A 21,730-nucleotide genomic window follows, 5' to 3' on the forward strand; every position below is an offset into this window, starting at 1 on the left:
ACGGCTGGTCAGGGAGCGTCAGGAAAGGCCGGAGGCCCAGGCGTAGCCCTTCAGGTACGGGTCCGGCTTGATCGCCTTGCCGGAGTCCCACACCTGCTCGATCAGCCCATCCGTGCCGATCTTGCCGATCCGGGCGGTCTTGTAGATGTGCTGGGACGCCCCGTCGACGGTGACCTTGCCCTCAGGGGCGTCGAAGGTGATGCCGTCCGAGGCCGCCTTGACCTTCTCCGGGTCGAACGACTTGGCCTTTTCGACCATCGCCTTCCACAGGTACACCGAGGTGTACGCCGCCTCCATCGGGTCGCTGGTCGGCTTGTCCTGGCCGTACTTGGCCTTGTATGCCTTCACGAACTCGGTGTTCGCCGCGCCCGCGGTCGTCTGGTAGTAGTTCCAGGCCGTCAACTGGCCCGCCAGATACTGCGATCCGATCGACTTGACCTCTTCCTCGGCGATCGACACCGAGACCACCGGCATGCTCGCGGCGGTCAGGCCCGCGGACTTGTACTCCTTGAAGAAGGCCACATTCGAATCGCCGTTGAGGGTGTTGAAGACGGCGTCGGCCTTCGACGCCTTCACCTTGTTGGCGATCGTGCTGAACTCCGTCGAGCCCAGCGGCGCGTAGTCCTCGCCGAGCACCTTCATGCCATTGGCCTTCGCGTACGCTTTGATGATCTTGTTTGCGGTCCGCGGGAAGACATAGTCGCTGCCGACGAGGTAAATCGACTTCTTGCCCTGGCTCTTGAGGTAGTCGAGCGCCGGGACGATCTGCTGGTTGGTGGTGGCACCCGTATAGAAGATGTACGGGGATTCCTCAAGTCCCTCATACTGCACGGGATAGAACAGCAGGGACTTGTTCTTCTCAAAGACGGGTTTCACGGCCTTGCGGCTCGCGGAGGTCCAGCAGCCGAAGGTGGCCACGACCCGGTCTTCCCGGATGAGTTTGCTCGCCTTTTCGGCGAAGGTGGGCCAGTCGGAGGCGCCGTCCTCGCTGATCGGCTTGATCTTCTTGCCGAGCACGCCGCCCTTGGCGTTGATCTCGTCGATCGCCAGCTTCAGCGAATCGCGTACGGTCACCTCGCTGATCGCCATCGTGCCGGACAGCGAGTTGAGCAGGCCGACCTTGACGGTGTCACCGCTCGTGTCCGCCTGGGCCGCCTTGTCGGACGAGCCCCCCGCGTCGGTCTTGGCGCCGCACGCGGACAACGCGACAGCGGCCGCGAGCGCCGCCGCGCCCGCCACTATCTGGCGTCGGAAAATTCTGGAACCGCTGGACAAAAGGACCTCCTCGTCCCATGAAGGACAAGCTCGTGAAGTGCGGTCCACAGCTTCAAGTCGCCTCGTTTCCGAGGCGTTTCACTTGACTTTCTCGGCTGTATCTTCCAGCTCTCGGCGGAAACAAAAATGCCCCGAGCGGAATTCTGTGTATGAATTCACAGTTCGCTCAAGGCATTCTAGATATTTCGTTTGCGAAGTATCTTCACGAAGGCGCGGCCATGTCAAGGCCCAGGCTTCGGCGTAGTCTCGCGCAGGTCGGCAGCCGCTCTTCGCACAGATCCCCCGTGACTACAGCCGACTCGATCCGGGCGACCCACTCGAACCAGGGCGTGGGGCAGGTCGAGTGCGGCAGGATAGGTATCCAACTAGGCTCCTGCGCTGGCGAGTTGAGACGTCGAACACCTCCCTCAACGGCACGGGAGCCTCGTCCGTTGCGGACGCCTACGTCGCCCCCGATCAGTAGCCACGCCGAAAGACCTCAGTGGGCAGCCGCACACCTGGCCCGGTGCCGGTCCTAAAACCCGTTGCCGGGCGCGCTGCCCAGCCCCGACGATCAGGCGCATGCCTGCCGCCCTGGCGCCTCTGCGCCACCGCCCGTTCCGTCAGCTCTTCATCGGTACGACGGCCAACCTGCTCGGCAACGGAATGGCGCCGATCGCCCTGGCCTTCGCCGTGCTCGACGCCACTGGCTCGGTCGGCTCGCTCGGGTTGGTGGTCGGCACCCACTCCCTCACCAGCATCCTCTTCTTGCTGTACGGCGGGGTGTTGGCGGACCGGCTGCCGCGCGGCCCGCTGCTGGTCGGCAGCAGCGTGGTCAGCGCCGCGAGCCAGGCGGTGGTCGCCGCCCTGGTCCTCACCCACAGCGCCGCCATTCCCCTGCTCATGGCGCTCGCCGCGGTCAACGGGGCGTCAAGTTCCTGCTACCAGCCCGCCGCCCAGGCCCTGCTGCCCCAGACCGTGCCGGCCGAGTCCCGCCGCGCCGCCCTCGCGCTCTCCCGGATCGCGGGCAGCAGCGCGTTGATCGTGGGCGCCTCGCTGGGCGGCGTACTGGTCGCCGCGGTCGGCCCCGGCTGGGGCCTGGCCGTCGACGCGCTCAGCTTCGCGCTCGCCGCCGCGTCCTTCGCGCTGGTCCGCATCCAGGTCGCGCCGCCCGCGCCCAGCCCCGGCCTCGTGCATGAACTGCGCGTCGGTTGGCAAGAGTTCACCTCCCGCAGCTGGGTGTGGGTGATCGTGGTGGCCTTCTGCTTCCTCAACGCCGGCCTTACCGCCTCGTTCACCGTCCTCGGCCCGGCCGTCGCCGACACCACAGGGATCGGCCGCAGCGGCTGGGGCCTGGCCCTTGCGGCGGGCTCGCTCGGCGCGGTCGCCGGCGGCGTACTGTCGCTGAGATGGCGGCCCCGGCGCGCGGTCCTGGTCGGCTGCGCGCTGATGGGCCTGACGGCGACGATCCCGCTGCTGCTCGCGCTCGCTCCGTACACCTGGCTGCTGGTCGTGGCCAACTTCGTGGCGGGCGTGGGTATCGAGCAGGCCGGCGTCGCCTGGTACTCGACCCTCAACGAGCAGATCCCCGAGGACCGCCTTGCCCGCGTCTACGCCTACGACGACCTCGGCTCCTACCTCGCGCTCCCGTTCGCCCAGTTCGCCGCCGGTCCCGCCGTACTCCTCCTCGGCCTTCAAGCCACCCTCTACGCGGCTGCCGCGCTCATCCTCCTCGCCACCCTCGCCATGGTCGCCACCCCCTCCATCCGCGCGCTGGTCCCGAAGACCGCAGAACCGCTGCCCGCCTCCGAAGATCCGGTGCCTGGCTGAGCTCGACTCTGAGGCGTCAACAAACACAGGTGGGTGGTGTTCGGGCACGATGGTCCGCCCAGCGGGTCCGAGCCCGCCGGGCCGCGACCTCATACCGACCCAGGAAACCGTCAACCCTGCACCGTCCACGGCACGGGCACCGGTCGAACGCGGCGTCGCACGGCTGAAGTCCTGGCGCATCTTCCGCAGATCCCGGTGCAGCCCGAATCGAATGACGTCAATCGCCGCAGCACACTCCTCGGTGGTGCCGCCCGCGAGCTGAGCGGCACGCGGGGGCGCGTGCCGTCAGCCGAGGGCTGGGGAAGTGGCTGCCGGCACGCGCCCCGGTCCGGTCAGCCGCCGGACATGAGAGAGCAACCGCCGTCGGCCAGCAGGGCGGTGCCGGTGATGTAGTCGGCTGCCGGTGAACAGAGGAATCCCGCGACCCGGGCGACCTGTCGCGTGGTCTGCATCTCGCCCAGGGGGATCGCCCGGTCGACACGCTCGCGGTACTGCGGCTCCTCCCGGTACTGCCGTGCGGCAAGGCCCGCGTCGACGATCCCGGGCGCGAGGACGTTGACGCGGATGCGGTGTGGGGCCAGTTCCAGGGCGGCGGAACGGGTGAGCATCTCGAGGCCGGCCTTGGAGACGGAGTACGCGGTGGTTTCGGGCCACGGTACGGAGCCGATCCAGGAGCCGGTGAGAATGATGCGGCCTTCGGTGCCGTCGGAGACCATCTGGCGGGCCGCCGCCTGGGTCAGTTGGAAGACGCCGGTGAGGTTGACGTCCAGCTGGGCCTGCCAGTCCTCAGACGTGATCTTGAGGAAGGGGGAGGAGCGGACGATGCCCGCGTTGCCGATCGCCGTGTCCAGTCCGTCGACACGGGCCAGCGCGGCCGTGAGGGCGTCCGGGTCCGTGGTGTCCGCCAGGTCGTAGCGCAGGGTGCCGGCCACCTCGCCCACATCTGCGATACGAGTCGACGCCGCCACCTCGTCGACGATGTCGATCAGTACGACGTCGGCGCCCCGGGAGGCGAGTTCGTACCCGATGGCGAGGCCGATGTCGCCGACACCGCCGGTGATGGCGACGTGTCGGCCGACAAGATCCTGGGGCACCTCGGCGTCCTCTCATTGGTCTAACTGGTCAGACCGACCGTCCTCCTTTCTCCCGCCACGCCCGCCGCGTGTCAAGGGGCGCGTCAGGGGTTCCGTACAGGGAGGCGCGCTTGACGCGGGGCCAAGTCTCGGTCAGGCTCCAGGCTGACTGGTAAGACCGGCATGACCAGATGGAGGACGATCATGCGCATCACCGCCCTGGAAACCGTGCGCTCGGAAGTCCAGCCCAACGTCTGTCAGGTCCTCGTCCACACTTCCGAGGGACTGCAGGGACTGGGTGAGACCTTCTGGGGAGCGGAGGCCGTCGAGGCGTACCTCCACGAGTCGGTCGCCCCGGTGCTGCTCGGCCTGGCGGATCCGGCTCCCGAGCGGGTGGCCAAGCTGCTCGCGCCGTACGTCGGCTTCGGCGGCTCGGGGGCGGAGACCCGCGGCAACGGGGCGGTGGACATCGCCCTCTGGGACCTGCTCGGCAAGCGCGCGGGGCTGCCTGTCACGGCGCTCCTCGGCGGTCCGGCCCAGGAGTCGCTGCGGGTCTACAACACATGCGCGGGCACCGGCTACATCCGCGACGAGGGGCGTCAGTCCTCGGCCAACTGGGGGCTGGCCGAGGAGTCCCACCGCTACGAGGACCTGGAGGCGTTCCTCCACCGTCCCGGCGAACTGGCCCGCTCCCTGTTGGAGGAGGGGATCACAGCGATGAAGGTCTGGCCCTTCGACTCCGCCGCCGAGCGGACCGGCGGGCTGCACGTCTCGCCGGCGGACATCCGGCAGGGCATGAAGGTGCTGGAGGAGATCCGGGGCGCCGCGGGGGACCGTATGGACATCCTCGTCGAGCTGCACGGACTGTGGTCGGTCAAGGCCGCCGTCGAGATCCTGACCGCGTTGGAGGACATCGAGCCGTTCTGGGTGGAGGATCCGCTGCGGCCCGACGGCATCGACGGCTATCGCAGTCTGCGTGGCCGCACCTCGGTGCCGATCGCGACGGGGGAGACCCTGGCGGGGCGCCGGGCGTTCAAGCCGCTGCTGGAGAGCGGCGCGATCGATGTGGCCCTCATCGACATCAGCTGGACGGGCGGGCTGACCGAGGCGCACAAGGTGGCCGCACTCGCCGACACATACGGCGTGGCTGTCGCGCCCCACGACTGCACCGGACCGGTGTCGTTCGCCACGACCGTCCAGTTCATCGCGAGCCAGCCGAACGGACTGATCGCCGAGACCGTACGCGCCTTCCACCACAGCTGGTACGGGCTCATGGCCGAAGGGCTGCCCGTGCCGGTCGACGGGTGGGTGGCGCCGACGGCCGCACCCGGGCTGGGGGTCGCGCTGCGTGCGGAACACCTGGAGGCCGCGGGCACCAGCCGCCGGGTGTCCCGGCTGAACGTGAGCGGGTGACGGGGCGAGCCCTCGACCTCTCCGACACGAGTTTCAGTGCAGGCCCGCCAACTCGTCGTCCAGTCGCGCCACTTGGATGCCCCGCCGGGCCAGCACGTCACCCAGCGGTGTATCCAGGTCCGCCCCGTAGAAGTCCAGCGCCAGTCGCAGATGCTCCGCCATGGCCGCGCGCGCCGCCTCGGAATCCCTGCGTGCGATGCCCTCGTAGATCGTCTGGTGCCACGGGTCGCCCGCCTCCAGGACCGCCCGGTCGCTCAGGCTGCGCAGCATGAGCCCGTAGACCAGGGTCCGGATGGAGCCGAACATCACCGCGATCACCGGGTTGCCGCTGGCGTGGGCCACCGCCTCGTGGAAGGCGAGGTCGGTGCGCGCCAGGGAGGTCAGGTCGCGGGCCGCCTGATGGGCCTCCAGCGCCTGCCGTACGAGATCGATCTGCTCGTCGCTGCCGTGTGCGGCGGCCATCGCCGTCGCCTCGCACTCCAGCATCGTGCGCGCGGTGACCAGATCCCGCGGCGTGACCCCGGTGCGCTGTGCCATCCGGGCCAGCGGCCGGGCCAGGTCGCTCGCCCCCACGGCCCGGACGAACGAGCCGCGGCCCGGATGGATCTCGATGTAGCCCCGCTCCTGGAGGCCCCGGAGCACCTCCCGTATCACCGGTCGGCTGACGTTGTACTCGGTGCACAGACTCCGCTCGGACGGCAGCCGGTCGCCGACGCTAAGGGTTCCGCTGAGGATCCGGCGCTCCAACTGGGCCAGCACGGCGTCCTGGTTGGGATACAGCGGTGGAGCGGCTGCGTTCGCAGTGAAGTCCGATGGCATGGTGTCGACTTCCTCTCCGGGCGGTTTTCCTGAACAGGATAGACCGGTAAGACCAAAGGTCAGAGCTGGAATCGGCTTCCTCAGGGTCCCAGACCGCCCCCGGAGCCCTCCGCTCGCGCCGCCAAATATCTTGCGCAGCGCGCCTTGACGCCCCCTGACCCCGATGGGAAGGTGTGGCCCGCGGGCAGGCTGGTCAGACCAGTTAGACCACACTGCCTCGCTGGAACGACAAAGCGCCGTGCTCCGCTCCGAGAAAGGTCGTGGGACGACATGAGAGCCTCCACTTCGCCAAGGCGGATGCCGCGTCGACGACTGGCAGGAGTCGCGCTCGCGGCTTCGGTCTCGCTGATTGCCGCCTGCGGTGGTGGTAGCGGTACGACGAGCGCCGACGGCACGGAGACGATCACCGTCGCGCTCACCGGGCTGGGACCCGAGGGCAAGGCCACGGAGGCTGCGATCAAGGCGTTCGAGAAGGCGAACCCGAAGATCAAGGTCAATGTGCAGGTGCTCTCCACCGATGCCACGCAATACCAGCAGCAGATCCAGCAGCGGCTCGTCGCCGGCTCCGGAGCGCCCGACGTCTTCAAAGTGGACGGCATCTATGCCGCCTCCTTCGCCAAGTCCGGCTGGCTGCTGGACCTGGCCAAGGTGAAGGTCGACACGTCCGGCTTCCTGCCGGCCTCGCTGACCGCGGGCGAGTACGAGGGCAAGACGTATGCCGTGCCCTGGTTCGTCAACACCGAGGGGCTCTTCTACCGCACGGACCTGGTCAAGGCGCCCCCGACGACGCCCGACGAGCTCGTCACCGCCGCTCAGGAGGCGATGAAGAAGGACTCGAAGCTCAAGTACGGGCTGGCCTTCGAGGGCGCCAAGTACGAAGGCGTGGTCACCGCGTTCATGGCCATGGCCGGCGGCTTCGGCGGCAAGCTCGACCCGGAGAACCTCGACACTCCGCAGAACCGGCAGGCCATGCAGTTCATGGACGACGCAGTCCGCAAGTACAAGATCTCGCCCAGCGCGGTCACCGGCTGGAAGGAGGGCGAGGTCCAGCAGGCCTTCAGCTCCGGCCAGGCGGCGTTCGCGATCAACTGGCCGTTCGTCTTCTCCACCACCAAGGGCACGCCCACCGAGGGCAAGGTCGGCTTCGTGCCCTTCGCGGGCAAGGGCGCGACGCTCGGCGCCGAGATGCTCGCGGTCAACGCCAGGAGCAGTCACACAGGGGCCGCCTGGAAGCTGGTCCAGTACCTCACCAGCAAGGACGTCCAGGTGACACGGGCGCTGGCGGCCGGCAATCCGCCGTCGGTGAAGGCCGCGTACAGCGCCGAGCTCTTCAAGGAGGCGCCGTACTTCAAGGAGGTCGAGAAGGTGGCCGCGGTCGCCGTCCAGCGGCCCGTCTCCCCCAACTACCCCAAGGTCTCGGACCAGTTGCAGACCATGCTGTCGTCCGTCGTGTCGAACCTGAGCGCACCGGACAAGGCGCTGTCCGACGCGGCTCCCAAGGTCCGGGACGCGGCCAATGGCTAGCGGTGTAGCCGCCTCCCCACGGGGGAACCGGCCGCCGCCGCGGCGCGAGCGAGGCGAGATGGGGGTCCCCCCGGCCGGAGGCGGGGGGAGCGCCGCGGCGGCGGACCGGCGGCTCGGCTGGCTTCTGCTGGCGCCGACCCTCGTGATCCTGCTCGCGGTCACGGCGTTCCCGCTCGCGTACAACCTGTGGAACTCGGTGCGCCACGTCGAGCTCGCCGATCCCACCGTCAGCGGATTCGCGGGCCTCGGCAACTACCGCGAGGTCTTCGCCGACCCGGCGTTCCGGCAGGCGCTCCTGCGGACCCTCGTATACACCGCGGTATCCGTCTTCACCCAGATGATCGCCGGGCTCGTCGTCGCCCTCGTACTGCACCGCCCCTTCCGCGGCCGCGGCTGGGTGCGTGCCGCCGTCCTGGTGCCGTGGGCCGTCCCCACGGTGGTGGCGGCCACGTCCTGGAAGACGATGCTCGACCCGCAGACCGGCTTCGTGAACCAGGCGCTCAGCGCCCTGAACCTGCCGGGCGCGGACACCAACTGGCTCGGCGGCGAGTGGACGGCATGGGTGGCGATCGGCATCACCGACGCATGGAAGACCGTGCCGTTCGTCGCCATCATCCTGCTCGCCGGGCTCCAAGTGATCCCGGACGAGCTCTACGAGGCGGCCCGCATCGACGGCGCGAACGCCTGGCAGGCCTTCTGGCGCGTCACCCTGCCGCTGCTCAAACCGGCCCTGCTGGTGGCGCTGATCTTCCGTACGCTCTCCGCGCTGCTGGTCTTCGACGTCGTCTTCATCCTCACCGGTGGCGGTCCGGGCAGCACGACCGAGACGCTCTCCTACATCAACTGGCGCGAGTTCCTGGTGGAGACCAACTTCGGTACGGGCGGCGCAGTCTCCGTCGTACTCGTCGTGCTGTCACTGCTCGTCGCGGCCGGGTACGTAAGGATCTTCCGCTCCGACAACGGCGACGGCGGCGACAGCAGCCGGGAGGCGACCCGATGACCGGACAACTCGACGTGGCCCGGCGCCCCGCCCCGGCGCCGACGGCGCAGCAGCGGCACGCCCGGCGGTCCGGGCGAGTCCGCCGCCGAAGGGCCGCGGCCTGGCGGCGTACGGGATTCGGCCTGCTCGTGGCGGTCATCGTCGCTGTCTCGCTGTTCCCGTTCCTGTGGATCCTGCGGACCTCGCTGATGAGTTCGCAGGAGTTCGCCGAGGGAGTCACCGGCTTCCTGCCCAAGCACCTCACGTTCTCCAGCTACGGCGACAACCTCTCCGACCAGAACTTCCTGCGCCCGCTTCTCAACAGCCTGATCATCTGCCTGGTCAGCACCGCGCTGTCGGTGGTGTGCGCGACGCTGGCCGGTTACGCGCTGTCCCGGCTGCGGGTACGCGGCGCGGGGCTGGTCCTCGGCTTCGTACTGTTCGCAGGGTTCTTCCCGGTACTGGCCATGGTCGGCCCGCTCTTCCTCGTCTACCGCAACCTCGGCCTGCTGGACTCACCGGGCGGGCTGATCCTCGCGTACATGGTCTACACGCTGCCGATCGCGACCTGGCTGCTGAAGAGCTTCTTCGACCAGGTGCCGCGCAGCCTGGAGGAGGCGGCCATGGTCGACGGAGCGAGCCGCCTGCAGGTGCTGTGGCGGATCGTCGTCCCGGTGGCGATGCCCGCGGTCTTCACCTCCGCGATCATCTCCTTCATCCTGGCCTGGAACGACTTCGCGTTCGCCCAGTCCTTCCTGCAGACCCCTGAGCAGTTCACCGCGCCGCTGGCGATCGTGAACCTCGGACAGAGCCAGTTCCAGGTCTTCTACAACCGCATCGACGCGGCGGTCGTCCTGATCACCCTGCCTGTCGTCCTGCTCGTGCTGTTCGCACAGCGCCGCATCGTGTCGGGCCTGACCGCCGGAGCCGTCAAGTGACCAGCCATACCGTTGACTTCAGGCACGCGCCAACCTCCTCCTGGACACTGCTGTGCCGACCGGACGACCCGCACAAGAGTCTCGTAGGAGAGGACGGCGCTCTCCTCTACGGCTTCCACGCGAGCGGCTTCGACGCCTGGTCATTCGACCGAACGGTGGAGTTCTCCGCGCAGACCACGCACCGCCCGGTCCGGATCAGCCAGGAGACCGAGAGCGCGCGGCGCGCCATAGTCCGTACGGTCGTGGCGTATCCGAACCAGACGCTCGAACTGATCACTTTCGCGCACTACGACGGCTCGGCCCGGTACGACGTCGTCCTGTGGACCGTCAGGGCGGCGCCCGGCGTGGACGAGCTCCTCACGGGTCTGCACATCGACTCGCATCTGCGCGGGGAGACGCTCGCGAGCACCGGATCCCGCCACGAGGTGTACGCGGTACCCGTGGACAAGGCGCCCGCCACCCCGGACTGGACGGACGGACTGCCGACCGTCGACGCCGCCCCTCCGGATGCCTGGCGACTGCTCTCCTGCGGGCATCCGCTCGTCGGCGGCTCCGCCCGGGGCTTTCGTCCGGCCGACGGCCTGGTCACCCGGCCGGTGCTGTTGCGGGGCGGCGAGAGCGTGAGCGGGGCGGTCGTCGTCCCGCTTACCGAGGGCGACATGGACCTCGACCGGGCGTGCGCAGCACTCGACGCGGAACGCCGTTACTGGGACCAACTCGACGTCCAGCGGCTGCCGTTGAGCGTGCCCGACGCAGCCGTACAGGACATGCTCACCGCCTGCGCCCGCAATATGCTCCAGGCCCGCGAGATCGAGCAGGATCTGCCGGTGCTGCACGTCGGGCCGACGATCTACCGGGGGCTTTGGCTGGTCGACGGCCACTTCTTGCTTGAGGCGGCGCGCTATCTGGGCCTGGACGACACCGCTGACGCCGGTCTCGAGGTGCTGATGCGACGCGTCAGGCCGAACGGCTCCATCGTGCAGCTGGACAGTGAGCCGTACGTCAAGGAGACGGGCATCGCCATCGCCACGCTGGTACGACAGGCCGAACTGACCGGTGGCGCCGAGGAGTTGCGTCGTCGCTGGCCCACCGTCCGGGCAGCCGTGGCGCACATCGCCGAACTGCGCGAGCAGGCGGCCGAGTTGCCCGCCGACCACCCCCTCCGAGGCCTGCTGCCCGAGGCGTTCGGGGACGGCGGGCTCGGCGGCTGCCGCGCCGAGTACACCACCACGATGTGGATCCTGACGGGCCTTCGGTACGCGGTCGCGGGCGCCCGCATGCTCGGCGAGAGCGCCGACGCGGAACGCTTCGGCGACCTCTTCGAGAGCCTGCTCGGGGCCTTCCAGCGCTCCGCCAAGGTCCAGCGACGCACGACCGAGGACGGTCTGCGCCACCTCCCGATGAACCTGCCGGGCAGCGGCGAGCACCAGTTCGTACCGCATCTCCCGGAGAGCGAGGTGCCGGTCTGGCGCCGCATCCGGCCGGAGACCGCGACCTGGGCGCTGTGCCACGCCATCTGGCCCGGTGAGGTCTTCGCCGCCGACGACGAGGTGGTGCGCGACCTGCTCGACCTGTACGAGGCCCGCGACGACGAGCAGGGCATCCCGGCGACCACCGGCTGGCTGCCGCACCAGGCGGTGTGGACGTACCATGCGTCCTTCGCCGCGCACGCCTGGCTCTACGCGGATCGCCCCGACAAGGCGGCCGACTACCTCTATGCCTTCGCCAACCACGCTTCCCCGACCCGCGTCTGGCGGGAGGAACAGCCACTGACGGGCAGCGGGCACCTCCAGATCTGCGGGGACATGCCGCACAACTGGGCGTCGGCCGAGTTCATCCGTCTGGTGCGCCACCTGCTGGTCTTCGAGCGCGGCGCGGGCCTCGACCTGCTGCCCGCGGCGCCCGCGCACTGGTTCCGGCCGGGCGCCGAGATCCACGTCGAAGGCACCCCTACCCGCTTCGGCCGGCTCGACCTCGACGTCCACGCGGAGGAGGACCGGCTGGGGATACGAGTCCTCCGGCGGGGCCCGGGCACCGTGCCCGGACGACTCCGTCTGCCCGCACGCTTCGGCCGTGGGGTACGGGTCGACGGCGCCCCGGTGACGGCCACGGACGCAGGCGGGCTCCGGCTCGACCTGCCGGACGGCGCTCCGGTCCTCGTGGAGGCGGATGCCTGACGGCGGAAGACAACCCGGGGGCGCACCAACCGGAGAACCGAGGGGCAGCGCCCCACGTCAGGCCGTTCGGCCGCCGATTCTGGCCGTGATGACGGGTGCGAGCCGCTCTGCGATCGCGCGGTGACCCTGATCGTTGGGGTGGACCGAGTCCGTGAGGTCGCCCGAGCCCAGCCAGCCCGTCGTATCGACGAAGGAGACCCGGGAGTCGCCGCCGTCGACGGCCGCCTTCACGGCCGCTTCGGTCTGCGGGACGAACCGTCCGCGGAAGGTCTCCAGCGCGAAGATCCACGCCTGGGGATAGGCGGCACGGACCTTGCGCAACAGGCTGCTGTACGCGGACTGGAACTGAGCGGAACTCACCCCGTGGCCGGCATCGTTGGTGCCGAGATTGATGACGATCGCGTCCGCACGATAGCGGTCGAAATCCCAGTCAGGGGTCGACGCGTTGGGATTGAGTTTGGTGAACTGCCGCTCCAGCCCCACGCATCCGTCCGCCGCGGCGACCAGACAGGCGCCGCCCTGAGCGATCTGGGTGTGCTCGGCGCTGAGCCGTTCGCCGATCAGCCAGCCGTACGCGGTACGGGCGTTCTGCGACGAGGTCGTACCCACCGTGATCGAGTCGCCGACGAACTCGATCAGCTTGGTCGGCGCCGGCGGCGCGAAGGTCGTCGCTCCGTTGTCGAGGACCAGCCCCTGGAACACGGCGTCGCCGCGATAGGAGCCCGCGACCACCTGGTAGTTGACCTGCAGGGTGTGGTTTCCGGCGGACAGCGGCGACGGAGTCAGGTTCACCGTCCCCTTGACGTCGTCGTAGAACTTCACGGGCCCGTCGTCGATCCTCGCCCAGAAGTCGATCGTGTTCCGCTGCTTCAGCTGTACGGTCCTGCCGGTGAAGCCGACCCGGTAGTACGCGCCCGCCCAGTACGGCGTGTAGAGGCTGCTGGAGCTCCGCGTGTCCCAGCGCCCGACGAACTTGATGTTGGGATCGCCGGGCTGGCCGGGAGCCGCCGCCTTCACGGGACCGGCCGTGGCGCTGCCCAGTCCGGCGCTGATGACAGGGGCCAGACGACTGGCGAACTTGCTGTGACCCGCCTCGTTGGGGTGCCCGTTGCCGTCCTCGTAGTCGGCCCCGTCGGTGAGCCAGCCCGTTGTGTCGACGTAATGCACCTTGGCGTCACCGGAGTTGTTGCGGGCGCTGACGGCCGCCTTGGTCTCAGTGACGTAGCGCTTCTTGAGCGTCTGCACCGCGAAGAGCGCCGCGTTCGGGTACTTGGCGCGGATGTCGCGCAGGAACGTGGTGTATGCCGACTGGAACGCGACGCCGGACACGCCGTGCCCGATGTCGTTGGTGCCGAGGTTGATGACCACCGCGCTCGCTTCGTAACGCGAGAAGTCCCAGTTCTGGGTGCCGGTGCTGCCCGTCCTGAAGAACTGGCCGCTCAGACCGGTGCACCCGGACTGGGCGACGAGGCAGTAGCCGGCGCGGGCGATCCGGGTGTGCCGCATCTTCAGCTGCTCGCCGGTCTTCCAGGCGTACGAGTCGACCGCGAGCCGGTCGGTGAGGGCGCCCGCGGTGATGGAGTCGCCGACGAACTCGATCAGCCCCGACGGCCCGTTCGGAGCTACTGTCCGCGCGCCCGGGTCCAGCACCAGGCCCTGGAAGACGGTGTCGCCGGAGCGGTAGGAGATGCGCAGGGTATGGGTACCCGCGGGCAGCGGCTGGGGAGTGAGGTTCACGGTTCCGCGTACCCCGGCGTGGAAGACATCGGGCTTGCCGTCGATGCTGACGTAGAAGTTGACCGCATCCCTGGCTTTGACCTGCACCGTGGTGCCGGTGAAGGACGTCTGCAGGTAGGCGCCGCTCCAGTGGGGGGTGGCCGCGGTGCCGGAGCTGGTGTCCCAGCGCCCGACATAGACGATGTTGGGGTCGGACACCGAGCCGTCCCCCGGCGCGGCCTGCGCTGGGGAGCCGCCGCCCGCCCAGGACAGCAGGCAGGCGACGAGAGCCGCAGTGAGGAGGGCGGGCAGCGCGCGTCTGGCTTGGCGGCACAGTAAGCGCAGGTGGGGGGTGGTCTGCACAGAGTTCCCTTTCAACGGAAGGGGAGGGAGGGGTGGGAGCGCTCCCAGTGGCAGCTTTTTCGAGAGAAGCAATGAAACGGTTCGGCGTCAAGGGTTCGGACGTCGTTGTAGAAAGCGCTGTCATGACTCTCGACAAGCGCAACGGCCGCACCTCATCCTTCAGCAGACGCGTGGCATGAGCGCGACAGAAGGGGCTTCTTCATGATCAGACGCAGGTCACTACTGGCTGCGGCGGGCGGTACGTTCCTCGGTAGTGCCCTGGCGACGGGCACTGCCCGGGCCGACGCGACCATCGCGGTCAACCCCGGTACGACGTACGGACGTTGGGACGGCTGGGGTACCTCCCTGGCCTGGTGGGCCAACGTGTTCGGGGCGCGCGACGACTTCGCCGACGCCTTCTTCACCACCAAGTCCGTCGCCTACAACGGCCGTACGCTGCCGGGTCTGGGCCTGAACATCGCCCGCTACAACCTCGGCGCGTGCAGTTGGAACAGCGTGGAGGGCGAAAGCATGGTGGCGTCGCCCAACATCCCCCGCTTCAAGCAGATCGAGGGCTTCTGGCAGGACTGGAACAACGAGGACCCGACGTCCTCCGCCTGGAAGTGGTCCGCTGACGCCCCCCAGCGCGCCGCGCTCGTCAAGGCGACCGCACGGGGCGCGGTCAGCGAGCTGTTCGCCAACTCCCCGATGTGGTGGATGTGCCTCAACCACAACCCCTCGGGCGCCGCCGGCGGCGGCAACAACCTCCAGTCCTGGAACTACCGCCAGCACGCCTCCCACCTGGCCGCCACCGCCCTGTACGCGAAGAACAACTGGGGCGTGAACTTCGCGACCGTCGACCCGTTCAACGAGCCCTCGTCCAACTGGTGGACGGCCACCGGACGGCAGGAGGGCTGCCACATGGACGCCACCGTCCAGTCGGCCGTCCTCCCGCTTCTGCGCAGCGAACTCGACAAGCGCGGACTGACCGGTACGCGGATCTCGGCCTCCGACGAGACCAGCTACGACCTGGCGCGCACGACATGGAACTCGTTCAGCTCGTCGACCAAGGCGCTGGTCGGCCGCGTCAACGTGCACGGCTACCAGGGCTCCGGCGGCCGACGCGACCTCCTCTACACCGACGTCGTGACCACGGCGCGCAAGCAGCTGTGGAACTCCGAGTACGGCGACAGCGACGGCACCGGCCTCACCATGGCGAGCAACCTGTGCCTGGACTTCCGCTGGCTGCACCCCACGGCCTGGTGCTACTGGCAGGTGATGGACCCGTCCGCCGGCTGGGCGATGATCCACTACGACGAGAACACGCTCCAGGCCGGCGCCGTCCAGACGAAGTACTACGTGATGGCACAGTTCAGCCGTCACATTCGCCCCGGCATGACGATCCTCGACACGGGCGTCGGCTACGCGGTGGCCGCCCTGGACACGGCGGCTCGACGCCTGGTCATCGTGGCCGTCAACACCGGCGCGGCCCAGACCCTGACCTTCGACCTCTCCCGCTTCGGCACGGTGACCGGCGGCACGGGCGGTCTGGTCCGCCGCTGGAACACGGTCACCGCAGGCGGTGGCGACCTCTACACGGAGCGCGCGGACACGTACCTCAGCGGCAAGCTGCTGCGAGTGCCGTTCGGCGCGGGTGCGGTGCAAACGCTTCAGGTGGATGGCGTGGTGGTGTGAGGCGCCGACTGACGAGCGGCGCCTGAGGCGCCGCGCCCGGTCACGTGGCCGGCGCCGTCAGCGTGTGCTCGCCCCCGGAATCGCCACTGGTCGCGCGGACGAGCGCGATCTCGCGCCTACGGGGGCCGTGACCGAGCTGGTCAACTCCCTCAAGGGCGTCTCCGAGCAGCAGAACCCACCGACCTGCACTGCACTGCACATGAATCCGGTAGCCGTGGACGGCGAGGTGGCCAACGAGGCCGCGCATGATCTGCGTACGGGATTCGGGCGTCGGATTCACGACCGCGAGCGACCAGGCGGCCGGCCAGGGTGGTGTACGGCCGCTCGTTCCGCCGTGGCGTCCAGATTGGCGCGAAGTTCGCCGACCTGTCCGGGCGAGATCACCTCGAGCACCGTCCGGATCGGCGGCCGGTCGACCGCCATCGCGATGCGCAGGGACTCATCTGTCGGGCTGTCGTCCTCGCGGGCTGCGGCCCCCACGGTGACATCCATGGATCGCACCGTAGTGCGGCAACTGTCCGCGGGCGCAGGGCACACAAAAAACCTACGAGACGGGCTCCCTGCGCCGGCATTGTCCGGATCAGGTTCCAGGGGTCGCCGTCCAGTCTCTCGACCTTCCAGCCTCTCAGCCCGACAGTCGCAGTCGGCCCGAGCGGAAGCCGAAGCTTTCCGCCGAAGTCGGCTACTCCCGTCGAACTCCCTCGCTCGTCCCGTAGGCACTTTTAGTTTAACGCGGTCGATAGCATACGTAACCCCCCCAAATCAAGATTTTCCCGCACTCCTCGCGCCCGGAGCCCACGGCCACGCAGTCGCCGCGTACGGGCGCAGGGGCAGGTGGGTGCCGGAGTGGACCGCGACGGCCGGCTCGCCACATGCCGCCAGGGTGGGTAGGCGGTGCCGAGGCCGGAATGCGGAGCTCCTCGCCCGGCGCGGTCTGCTGCCGACGTGGACTGGGACCGCTTCCTGTCGCCGTTCACCGTGTCGCGGGCCGGTTGCCGTGCGCCGTCGCGGACGCCTCCTACTTCTCTGCGTCACTACGTCACTCGTTGTGGAGTACCTCCGCGATCGTGAGCCGGGCCGCCCTGCGGGACGGGACGAAGGCACCCAGGCCGGTGATCACGACGCCCGCGAAGGCCAGGGCGGTGAGGGAGAGGGGCTGCCAGACGTCCGTCATGTACGCGGGGAGGGCGAGGTCCACCGCTTCGGCCATCTCCGGGACGATCAAGTGGTGACCGGCGATGCCGAGGGGGATGCCGAGCAGGCCGCCGGCCACGCCCAGGGCCGCCATGGAGGACACCATCATCATCGTCACCTGGCGTGGCGTCATGCCGATGGACTTGAGCATCCCCAGGTCGCGGCGGCGCTCGCGGGTGTTGAGCACGACGGTGTTGAAGACGCCGAGGGACGCGACCGCGGCCAGCATGAGGGTGAGGATCGACGCCGAGCCGACGATGGTCCGGGTCACGGCGTTCGGACCGTTCGCCGTCGGGCTGACCCCGGGATCGGCGGCCCGAGCCGCGGACATGTAGGCGTCCGTGTCCGTGCCTTGAGCGAGCTTGACGTGATAGGCGATGGCTTTCTCTTGCGGCGCCAGCGCGGTCATCGTTGCCCAACTCGCGTACACATTACGGGCATTGCCGCCGAACGCCTCGCCGACGACCGTCACGCGTTCCCGACGGTCGCCCTTCTCCAGGAGCATGCTGTCGCCGACCTTCAGGCCGCGCTCGCGCAGGAACGGCGTCGGGGCGACGATCTCGTCCGTGTCGCGCATCCACCGTCCCTCGACGAGTACGTCGCCCATGGCGGGCCGGTCCCCCCGCCGGCCTTCGACATCCACCCCTCGCGGGTACCCGGCAGCGCGCGCGTCGACGTACCCCCGGGCGGTTACCTCGCTCGCGCCGGGCAGGGAGCGCAGGAGTGACTCGAGTTCCCGGTCCCCATGCTCCGGATCGATTGCCCGGCCGTCCTTGAAGCTGCCGGTGTACACCACGACTTGGTGGGCGTCTTCGCCCACGCTCCCGAACCGGGTCATCGTCGTGGCCAGGCCCGTCGCGAACGTCACGGTGGTCACCCCGAGGACCACGGCCGCGAGTGTGAGCGCGCTGCGGCCCGGGCGGGCGAACGGCAGGCCCAGACCCAGGCTGACCGAGCGCGGCAGTCCGCTGCCCGCCAGCCGGCGCTGGATCCGCAACGCCCGGCCGGTGCGCTGCGCGCTTCCCGCGCTGATCGCCCGCGCCGCTGACATCCGGTGCGCGCGCAACGCGGGAATGAGCGCGGCGAGAACGACGACGGACGGCAGACCCAACAGGGCGACGGCGTTCACCCAGGTCGGGACACCACCGACGCTGTCGCGCAGCACGCCCGCGTCGGGACCCGTGAAGGCGAACTCCAGCAGGGGCCGGGCCAGGACATTGCCGATGACGGTGCCGAGTACGCACCCGACGACCGCCGGGACGGACACCATCGCGAGGTAGACGGCGACCACTTGGCCAGGCGTGAAGCCGATGGCCTTGAGTATCCCGATGTGCCGGAAGCCGGAGATGACCGCGCCGCTCACCACGTTGCCGACGATCAGCACCGCCACCAGGATCCCCAGGATGCCGAAGGTCATCAGGTACGGGGCGTAGGCCCGGGCCGAACTGCCGATCTGGCGCTTGACGGTGAGGTACGACTGCGAGGCCGTCAGCGAGTCCGGCGGCAGATCGGCGGTGACGGCGGACAAGCCCGAGCGGATCCCTCCCTCCGTCGAGGACTCCTCGAACCGGAAGAGCATCTGCGTGGCGGCTGGACGCAGGCTCGCGATCTGACCGGGCGGGACCCAGGCGTCGGCCGACCGACTCAAGGTGAAGGCATACCCCACGATGGTGAGACTTGGCCCACCGGGCACCTTGAGTTGCTTGCCCAGTGCCTCCGCCCCCCAGCCCGGGCTGCGGTTCAGGACGATCTCACCGGGGCGGGTGGCCCAGCGGCCGGCCCAGAGGTCCAGGCGGTCCACCGGGCCGCCCGGCCCCGCCCGGCCGACGACCGCGAGGCCGGAGTCCAGGCCGAACGACTGGGCGGTCGTGCGCGGCAGATCCAGTACAGCCTGCCGGAAGGGACCCGCGGTGGCCTCGACGCCCGGCTGGCGGGCCGCGCGCGCGAGTTGGGCGTCCGAGGCCTTGCCGGGGTCGAAGGTTGCGACGACGTGGGCGCCGCGCTGCTTGCCGAAGGCGCGGTCGAAGGGGGCGGAGGCGGCGTCCACCAGGCCCAGCGCGACGACGATCGTCCCCGTGGACATCAGGACGACCAGGCCGATGACGAACGTCTGCAGCCTGCGACGGCGTACGGCCCCACGCGTGGCCCGCCACACGGCGCTCACGCGGTCCGTCCCAGGGGCTTCGCCTCGTCTGCAGGTGTCCTTTCGTCGCTCTCGTCCAGGGTGTGCTCCCCGACCACGCGGCCATCCGCCAGCTCGACCAGCCGACTCGCGCAGCGTTGCGCGAGGCGTTCGTCGTGCGTGACCAACAGCAGTGTCTGGCCTATCTGGTTGAGGTCGAGCAGCAGATCCATCACCTGTTCGCCGGCCCGGCTGTCCAACGCGCCGGTCGGCTCATCGGCCAGCAGCAGGGCGGGCCGGTTGATCAGGGCGCGGGCGACGCCGACGCGCTGGCGTTCGCCGCCGCTGAGTACCGCGGGATACGCGTTCTTCCGGTCGGCGATGCCGAGTTCGTCGAACAGTTCCAGTGCGCGCCTGCGGGCCTGTGCGGCCGGGGTTCCGGTCAGCTGGGCGGCCAGTGCGACGTTGTCGAGGGCCGACAGGTCGTCGATGAGGTTGAAGAACTGGAAGACCATGCCGATCCGGCGGCGCCGGTACAGTGCCAGCGCCTTCTCGCCGAGCCTCCCCACGTCCTCGCCGTGCACGAGGACCGCACCGGACGTCGGACGGTCGAGCCCCGCGATCATGTTGAGCAGTGTGGACTTGCCGCAGCCCGACGGCCCCATCACCGCGACGGCCTCCCCGGCCCGGATCTCCAGCGAAACACCGTCCAGCGCCGCCGTCTCGCCGTACTCCTTGCGAACGCCGTCCAGTCGTACGACGACCTCTCCCGTGCCCGTGCTCTCTCCTGTCACCATGAACAGGACGGTAAGGCGGCGGGCCCGCCCGGACATCCGTCCCCGGATGGCAAACTTCGGTCTTCTTCGGCTCGTCTCGTCCCAGGGATGCAGGCGCCTGCATCCGGAGGATGATGCACATCGCGGGCGGCTCTGCGAAGGTGAGCGTGTGTGGTCGTCGGGGGTGGGCCTGCTTGTCGCGGCGCTTGTGGTGGCGTGTGCCGCCGCCGCGTGGCTGGGTGTGGCGTTCCTGCGGACGCGGAGCCGGTACCGCAGATCCGTGGAGGAACAGGGCTGGCTGCTCGAGCGGGAGCGGCAGAGCGCGGCCCGCGGTGCCGTACGGTCCGAACGGGACCGTATCGCCCGCGAGTTGCACGACATCGTCAGTCACAACGTCAGCCTCATGGTGGTGCAGGCCGGGGCCGCCCGCGACGTACTGAAGACCATGCCCGACGAGGCCGAGGCGGCGATCAGGGCCGTCGAGGACGCGGGCCGCTCCACGATGACCGAACTGCGGCACCTTCTGGGCGTGTTGGCACCGTCGCAGAGCGGCGAGGACGAGGAGAGCGGCGAGGGCGTGCGCGACGACGAGGGCGGCTGGGACGGCGGGGACGGTGACGTCGTGGTGGTCGGCCCGTGCCTGGCGCCCCAGCCCGGCCTGAGCGCGCTGAGCCGACTGGTCGACCGGATCGCCTTCGCCGGGCTCCCCGTAGAGGTACGCATCTCCGGCGAGCCCCGCCCGCTACCCGCCGGGATCGACGTCACCGCGTACCGAATCGTCCAGGAGGCCCTGACGAACGCCCTCAAACACGGCGACGGCGGAGAGGCCGAAGTGACCGTACGCTACGCCGACCACTCCCTCCGGGTGGAGGTACTGAACAGTGGGTCCAGTGTGCTGACTGGGGCACGGCCGGGGTCCGCGCCGCCGCGGACCGGGTCGGGCGGGCGTGGGAACGGCACGGGGCGAGGGCTGTTGGGGCTGCGTGAGCGGGTCGCGGTGTACGGCGGCGAGTTGGACGCGCGACGTCGCCTCGGCGGGGGCTACCGCGTGCGGGCGCGTATCCCGCTGGACCGCCCATGAGCGCCGTCGAGCGTGCCCCGCGCGTCCTCGTCGCCGACGATCAGACCCTGATTCGTACGGGATTTCGGCTCATCCTGACGACCCGTGGCATCGAAGTCGTCGGCGAGGCGGCCGACGGAGCCGAGGCGGTGGCGGCGGCACGCGAACTGCGGCCGGACGTCGTTCTCATGGACATCCGGATGCCCAACATGGACGGCCTGGAGGCGGCTCGGCTTATCCTGCAACAGGCCCCGGAATGCCGGGTGTTGATGCTCACCACCTTCGACCTCGACCGTTACGTGTACGAGGCCCTGGCCCTGGGCGCGAGCGGCTTCCTGCTGAAGGACGTCACCCCCGAGCACCTCGCCGCCGCCGTACGCCTAGTCAACACGGGCGACGCCCTGCTCGCCCCTTCGATCACGCGGCGCCTCGTCGAGCGTTTTGCCGGAGGCGAACGTGGGTGCGGTGCCGGAGGCGAACGTGGGTGCGGTGCCGGAGGCGAACGTGGGTGCGGTGCCGGAAGCGAACGTGCATGCGATGCTGCGGGCAACGATGAGTGCCGAAACACCGAACCGACGCCCCCGCACCGCGACCTCGACGCACTGACTCCCAGGGAGCTCGAAGTCCTCACCCTCCTGGGCCGCGGTCTCTCCAACGCCGAACTGGCCGCTGAGCTGACCCTCAGCGGAGCCACCGTGAAGTCCCACGTCGCTCGCATCTTCGCCAAGCTCGCCCTTCGCGACCGTGCGCAGGCCGTCGTCCTCGCCTATGAGACCGGGCTCGTGTCCCCGGGCGCTTGACAGGCGCTTAGCATGGCC

The 21,730-nt window shown here is 69.5% G+C and carries 17 protein-coding genes and 1 riboswitch; of the genes, 9 read left to right on the plus strand and 8 right to left on the minus strand.

Annotated features, from left to right (window positions below; translation table 11 throughout):
- Positions 1-18 precede the first annotated feature (18 nt).
- The gene (gene urtA / locus ACFYO0_RS04630) at positions 19-1,275 is read right to left on the minus strand and encodes an urea ABC transporter substrate-binding protein (protein WP_388670455.1); all 1,257 of its coding nucleotides are present in this window, start codon (positions 1,273-1,275) and stop codon (positions 19-21) included.
- A gap of 561 nt (positions 1,276-1,836) precedes the next feature.
- Between urtA and ACFYO0_RS04635 the strand changes: the two genes are divergently transcribed.
- The gene (locus ACFYO0_RS04635) at positions 1,837-3,084 is read left to right on the plus strand and encodes an MFS transporter (protein ID WP_388670459.1); all 1,248 of its coding nucleotides are present in this window, start codon (positions 1,837-1,839) and stop codon (positions 3,082-3,084) included.
- 332 nt (positions 3,085-3,416) lie between these two features.
- Here the strand turns inward: ACFYO0_RS04635 and ACFYO0_RS04640 are convergent, their stop codons facing one another.
- The gene (locus ACFYO0_RS04640) at positions 3,417-4,178 is read right to left on the minus strand and encodes an SDR family NAD(P)-dependent oxidoreductase (protein WP_388670462.1); all 762 of its coding nucleotides are present in this window, start codon (positions 4,176-4,178) and stop codon (positions 3,417-3,419) included.
- Between the two features lie 183 nt (positions 4,179-4,361).
- Here ACFYO0_RS04640 and ACFYO0_RS04645 point away from each other — a divergent pair, with 183 nt between their 5' ends.
- Complete coding sequence (locus ACFYO0_RS04645) at positions 4,362-5,570, plus strand: mandelate racemase/muconate lactonizing enzyme family protein (RefSeq protein ID WP_388670465.1); 1,209 nt, start codon at positions 4,362-4,364, stop codon at positions 5,568-5,570.
- 33 nt (positions 5,571-5,603) lie between these two features.
- Here ACFYO0_RS04645 and ACFYO0_RS04650 read toward each other — a convergent pair whose 3' ends face one another.
- Positions 5,604-6,389 carry a FadR/GntR family transcriptional regulator gene (locus tag ACFYO0_RS04650; protein ID WP_388670468.1) on the minus strand — a complete coding sequence of 262 codons (786 nt, stop codon included), beginning with the start codon at positions 6,387-6,389 and terminating at the stop codon, positions 5,604-5,606.
- A 297-nt stretch (positions 6,390-6,686) separates the two neighbouring features.
- Here ACFYO0_RS04650 and ACFYO0_RS04655 point away from each other — a divergent pair, with 297 nt between their 5' ends.
- The 4 genes from ACFYO0_RS04655 to ACFYO0_RS04670 are packed head-to-tail and all read left to right on the plus strand — an operon-like array spanning position 6,687 to position 12,007.
- Positions 6,687-7,913, plus strand: a complete 1,227-nt coding sequence (locus tag ACFYO0_RS04655; protein ID WP_388670471.1) for an extracellular solute-binding protein — start codon at positions 6,687-6,689, stop codon at positions 7,911-7,913.
- 58 nt (positions 7,914-7,971) lie between these two features.
- Positions 7,972-8,913: a carbohydrate ABC transporter permease gene (locus tag ACFYO0_RS04660; RefSeq protein WP_388670474.1), complete on the plus strand. Its 942-nt coding sequence runs from the start codon at positions 7,972-7,974 to the stop codon at positions 8,911-8,913.
- The gene (locus tag ACFYO0_RS04665; protein ID WP_388670478.1) at positions 8,910-9,830 is read left to right on the plus strand and encodes a carbohydrate ABC transporter permease; all 921 of its coding nucleotides are present in this window, start codon (positions 8,910-8,912) and stop codon (positions 9,828-9,830) included. Before ACFYO0_RS04660 ends, ACFYO0_RS04665 begins: the two co-directional genes overlap by 4 nt.
- Complete coding sequence (locus ACFYO0_RS04670; RefSeq protein WP_388670481.1) at positions 9,827-12,007, plus strand: hypothetical protein; 2,181 nt, start codon at positions 9,827-9,829, stop codon at positions 12,005-12,007. The genes ACFYO0_RS04665 and ACFYO0_RS04670 overlap by 4 nt, the downstream gene beginning before the upstream one ends.
- Before the next feature lie 57 nt (positions 12,008-12,064).
- Here ACFYO0_RS04670 and ACFYO0_RS04675 read toward each other — a convergent pair whose 3' ends face one another.
- The gene (locus ACFYO0_RS04675; RefSeq protein WP_388670484.1) at positions 12,065-14,086 is read right to left on the minus strand and encodes a GDSL-type esterase/lipase family protein; all 2,022 of its coding nucleotides are present in this window, start codon (positions 14,084-14,086) and stop codon (positions 12,065-12,067) included.
- Positions 14,087-14,287: 201 nt separating this feature from the next.
- Between ACFYO0_RS04675 and ACFYO0_RS04680 the strand changes: the two genes are divergently transcribed.
- On the plus strand, positions 14,288-15,760 hold the full coding sequence (locus tag ACFYO0_RS04680; protein ID WP_388670487.1) for a beta-1,6-galactanase: 1,473 nt from the start codon (positions 14,288-14,290) through the stop codon (positions 15,758-15,760).
- Positions 15,761-15,800: 40 nt separating this feature from the next.
- On the opposite strand, the gene ACFYO0_RS04685 is transcribed toward ACFYO0_RS04680, so the two are convergent.
- From ACFYO0_RS04685 to ACFYO0_RS04700, 4 genes are all read right to left on the minus strand, one after another.
- Complete coding sequence (locus ACFYO0_RS04685) at positions 15,801-16,040, minus strand: hypothetical protein (protein ID WP_388670490.1); 240 nt, start codon at positions 16,038-16,040, stop codon at positions 15,801-15,803.
- Entirely contained in the window at positions 16,037-16,252 is a 216-nt protein-coding gene (locus tag ACFYO0_RS04690; protein WP_388670493.1) for a hypothetical protein, read from the minus strand. The genes ACFYO0_RS04685 and ACFYO0_RS04690 overlap by 4 nt, the downstream gene beginning before the upstream one ends.
- 48 nt (positions 16,253-16,300) lie before the next feature.
- Positions 16,301-16,473, minus strand: a riboswitch (TPP riboswitch).
- Positions 16,474-16,799: 326 nt separating this feature from the next.
- Positions 16,800-19,118: an FtsX-like permease family protein gene (locus ACFYO0_RS04695; RefSeq protein ID WP_388670496.1), complete on the minus strand. Its 2,319-nt coding sequence runs from the start codon at positions 19,116-19,118 to the stop codon at positions 16,800-16,802.
- A complete protein-coding gene (locus ACFYO0_RS04700) occupies positions 19,115-19,873 on the minus strand; it encodes an ABC transporter ATP-binding protein (RefSeq protein ID WP_388670499.1) in 759 nt (252 codons plus the stop codon). The genes ACFYO0_RS04695 and ACFYO0_RS04700 overlap by 4 nt, the downstream gene beginning before the upstream one ends.
- Positions 19,874-20,021: 148 nt before the next feature.
- Here ACFYO0_RS04700 and ACFYO0_RS04705 point away from each other — a divergent pair, with 148 nt between their 5' ends.
- The gene (locus ACFYO0_RS04705) at positions 20,022-20,933 is read left to right on the plus strand and encodes a sensor histidine kinase (RefSeq protein ID WP_388670502.1); all 912 of its coding nucleotides are present in this window, start codon (positions 20,022-20,024) and stop codon (positions 20,931-20,933) included.
- Positions 20,930-21,712, plus strand: a complete 783-nt coding sequence (locus ACFYO0_RS04710) for a response regulator (protein ID WP_388670505.1) — start codon at positions 20,930-20,932, stop codon at positions 21,710-21,712. Before ACFYO0_RS04705 ends, ACFYO0_RS04710 begins: the two co-directional genes overlap by 4 nt.
- Positions 21,713-21,730: the final 18 nt, after the last annotated feature.

Source organism: Streptomyces sp. NPDC006365 (assembly GCF_042870755.1).
GTDB classification, from domain to species: Bacteria; Actinomycetota; Actinomycetes; order Streptomycetales; family Streptomycetaceae; genus Streptomyces; species Streptomyces xiangluensis.

What these genes read in the sequence shown, in the direction of transcription:
- ACFYO0_RS04635 (WP_388670459.1), top strand. Translation starts at nt 1,837, where the DNA reads ATGCCTGCCGCCCTGGCGCCTCTGCGCCACCGCCCGTTCCGTCAGCTC.
- ACFYO0_RS04645 (WP_388670465.1), top strand. Translation starts at nt 4,362, where the DNA reads ATGCGCATCACCGCCCTGGAAACCGTGCGCTCGGAAGTCCAGCCCAAC.
- ACFYO0_RS04650 (WP_388670468.1), bottom strand. Translation starts at nt 6,389, where the DNA reads ATGCCATCGGACTTCACTGCGAACGCAGCCGCTCCACCGCTGTATCCC.
- ACFYO0_RS04655 (WP_388670471.1), top strand. Translation starts at nt 6,687, where the DNA reads ATGCCGCGTCGACGACTGGCAGGAGTCGCGCTCGCGGCTTCGGTCTCG.
- ACFYO0_RS04660 (WP_388670474.1), top strand. Translation starts at nt 7,972, where the DNA reads ATGGGGGTCCCCCCGGCCGGAGGCGGGGGGAGCGCCGCGGCGGCGGAC.
- ACFYO0_RS04665 (WP_388670478.1), top strand. Translation starts at nt 8,910, where the DNA reads ATGACCGGACAACTCGACGTGGCCCGGCGCCCCGCCCCGGCGCCGACG.
- ACFYO0_RS04680 (WP_388670487.1), top strand. Translation starts at nt 14,288, where the DNA reads ATGATCAGACGCAGGTCACTACTGGCTGCGGCGGGCGGTACGTTCCTC.
- ACFYO0_RS04690 (WP_388670493.1), bottom strand. Translation starts at nt 16,252, where the DNA reads ATGGATGTCACCGTGGGGGCCGCAGCCCGCGAGGACGACAGCCCGACA.
- ACFYO0_RS04700 (WP_388670499.1), bottom strand. Translation starts at nt 19,873, where the DNA reads ATGGTGACAGGAGAGAGCACGGGCACGGGAGAGGTCGTCGTACGACTG.
- ACFYO0_RS04710 (WP_388670505.1), top strand. Translation starts at nt 20,930, where the DNA reads ATGAGCGCCGTCGAGCGTGCCCCGCGCGTCCTCGTCGCCGACGATCAG.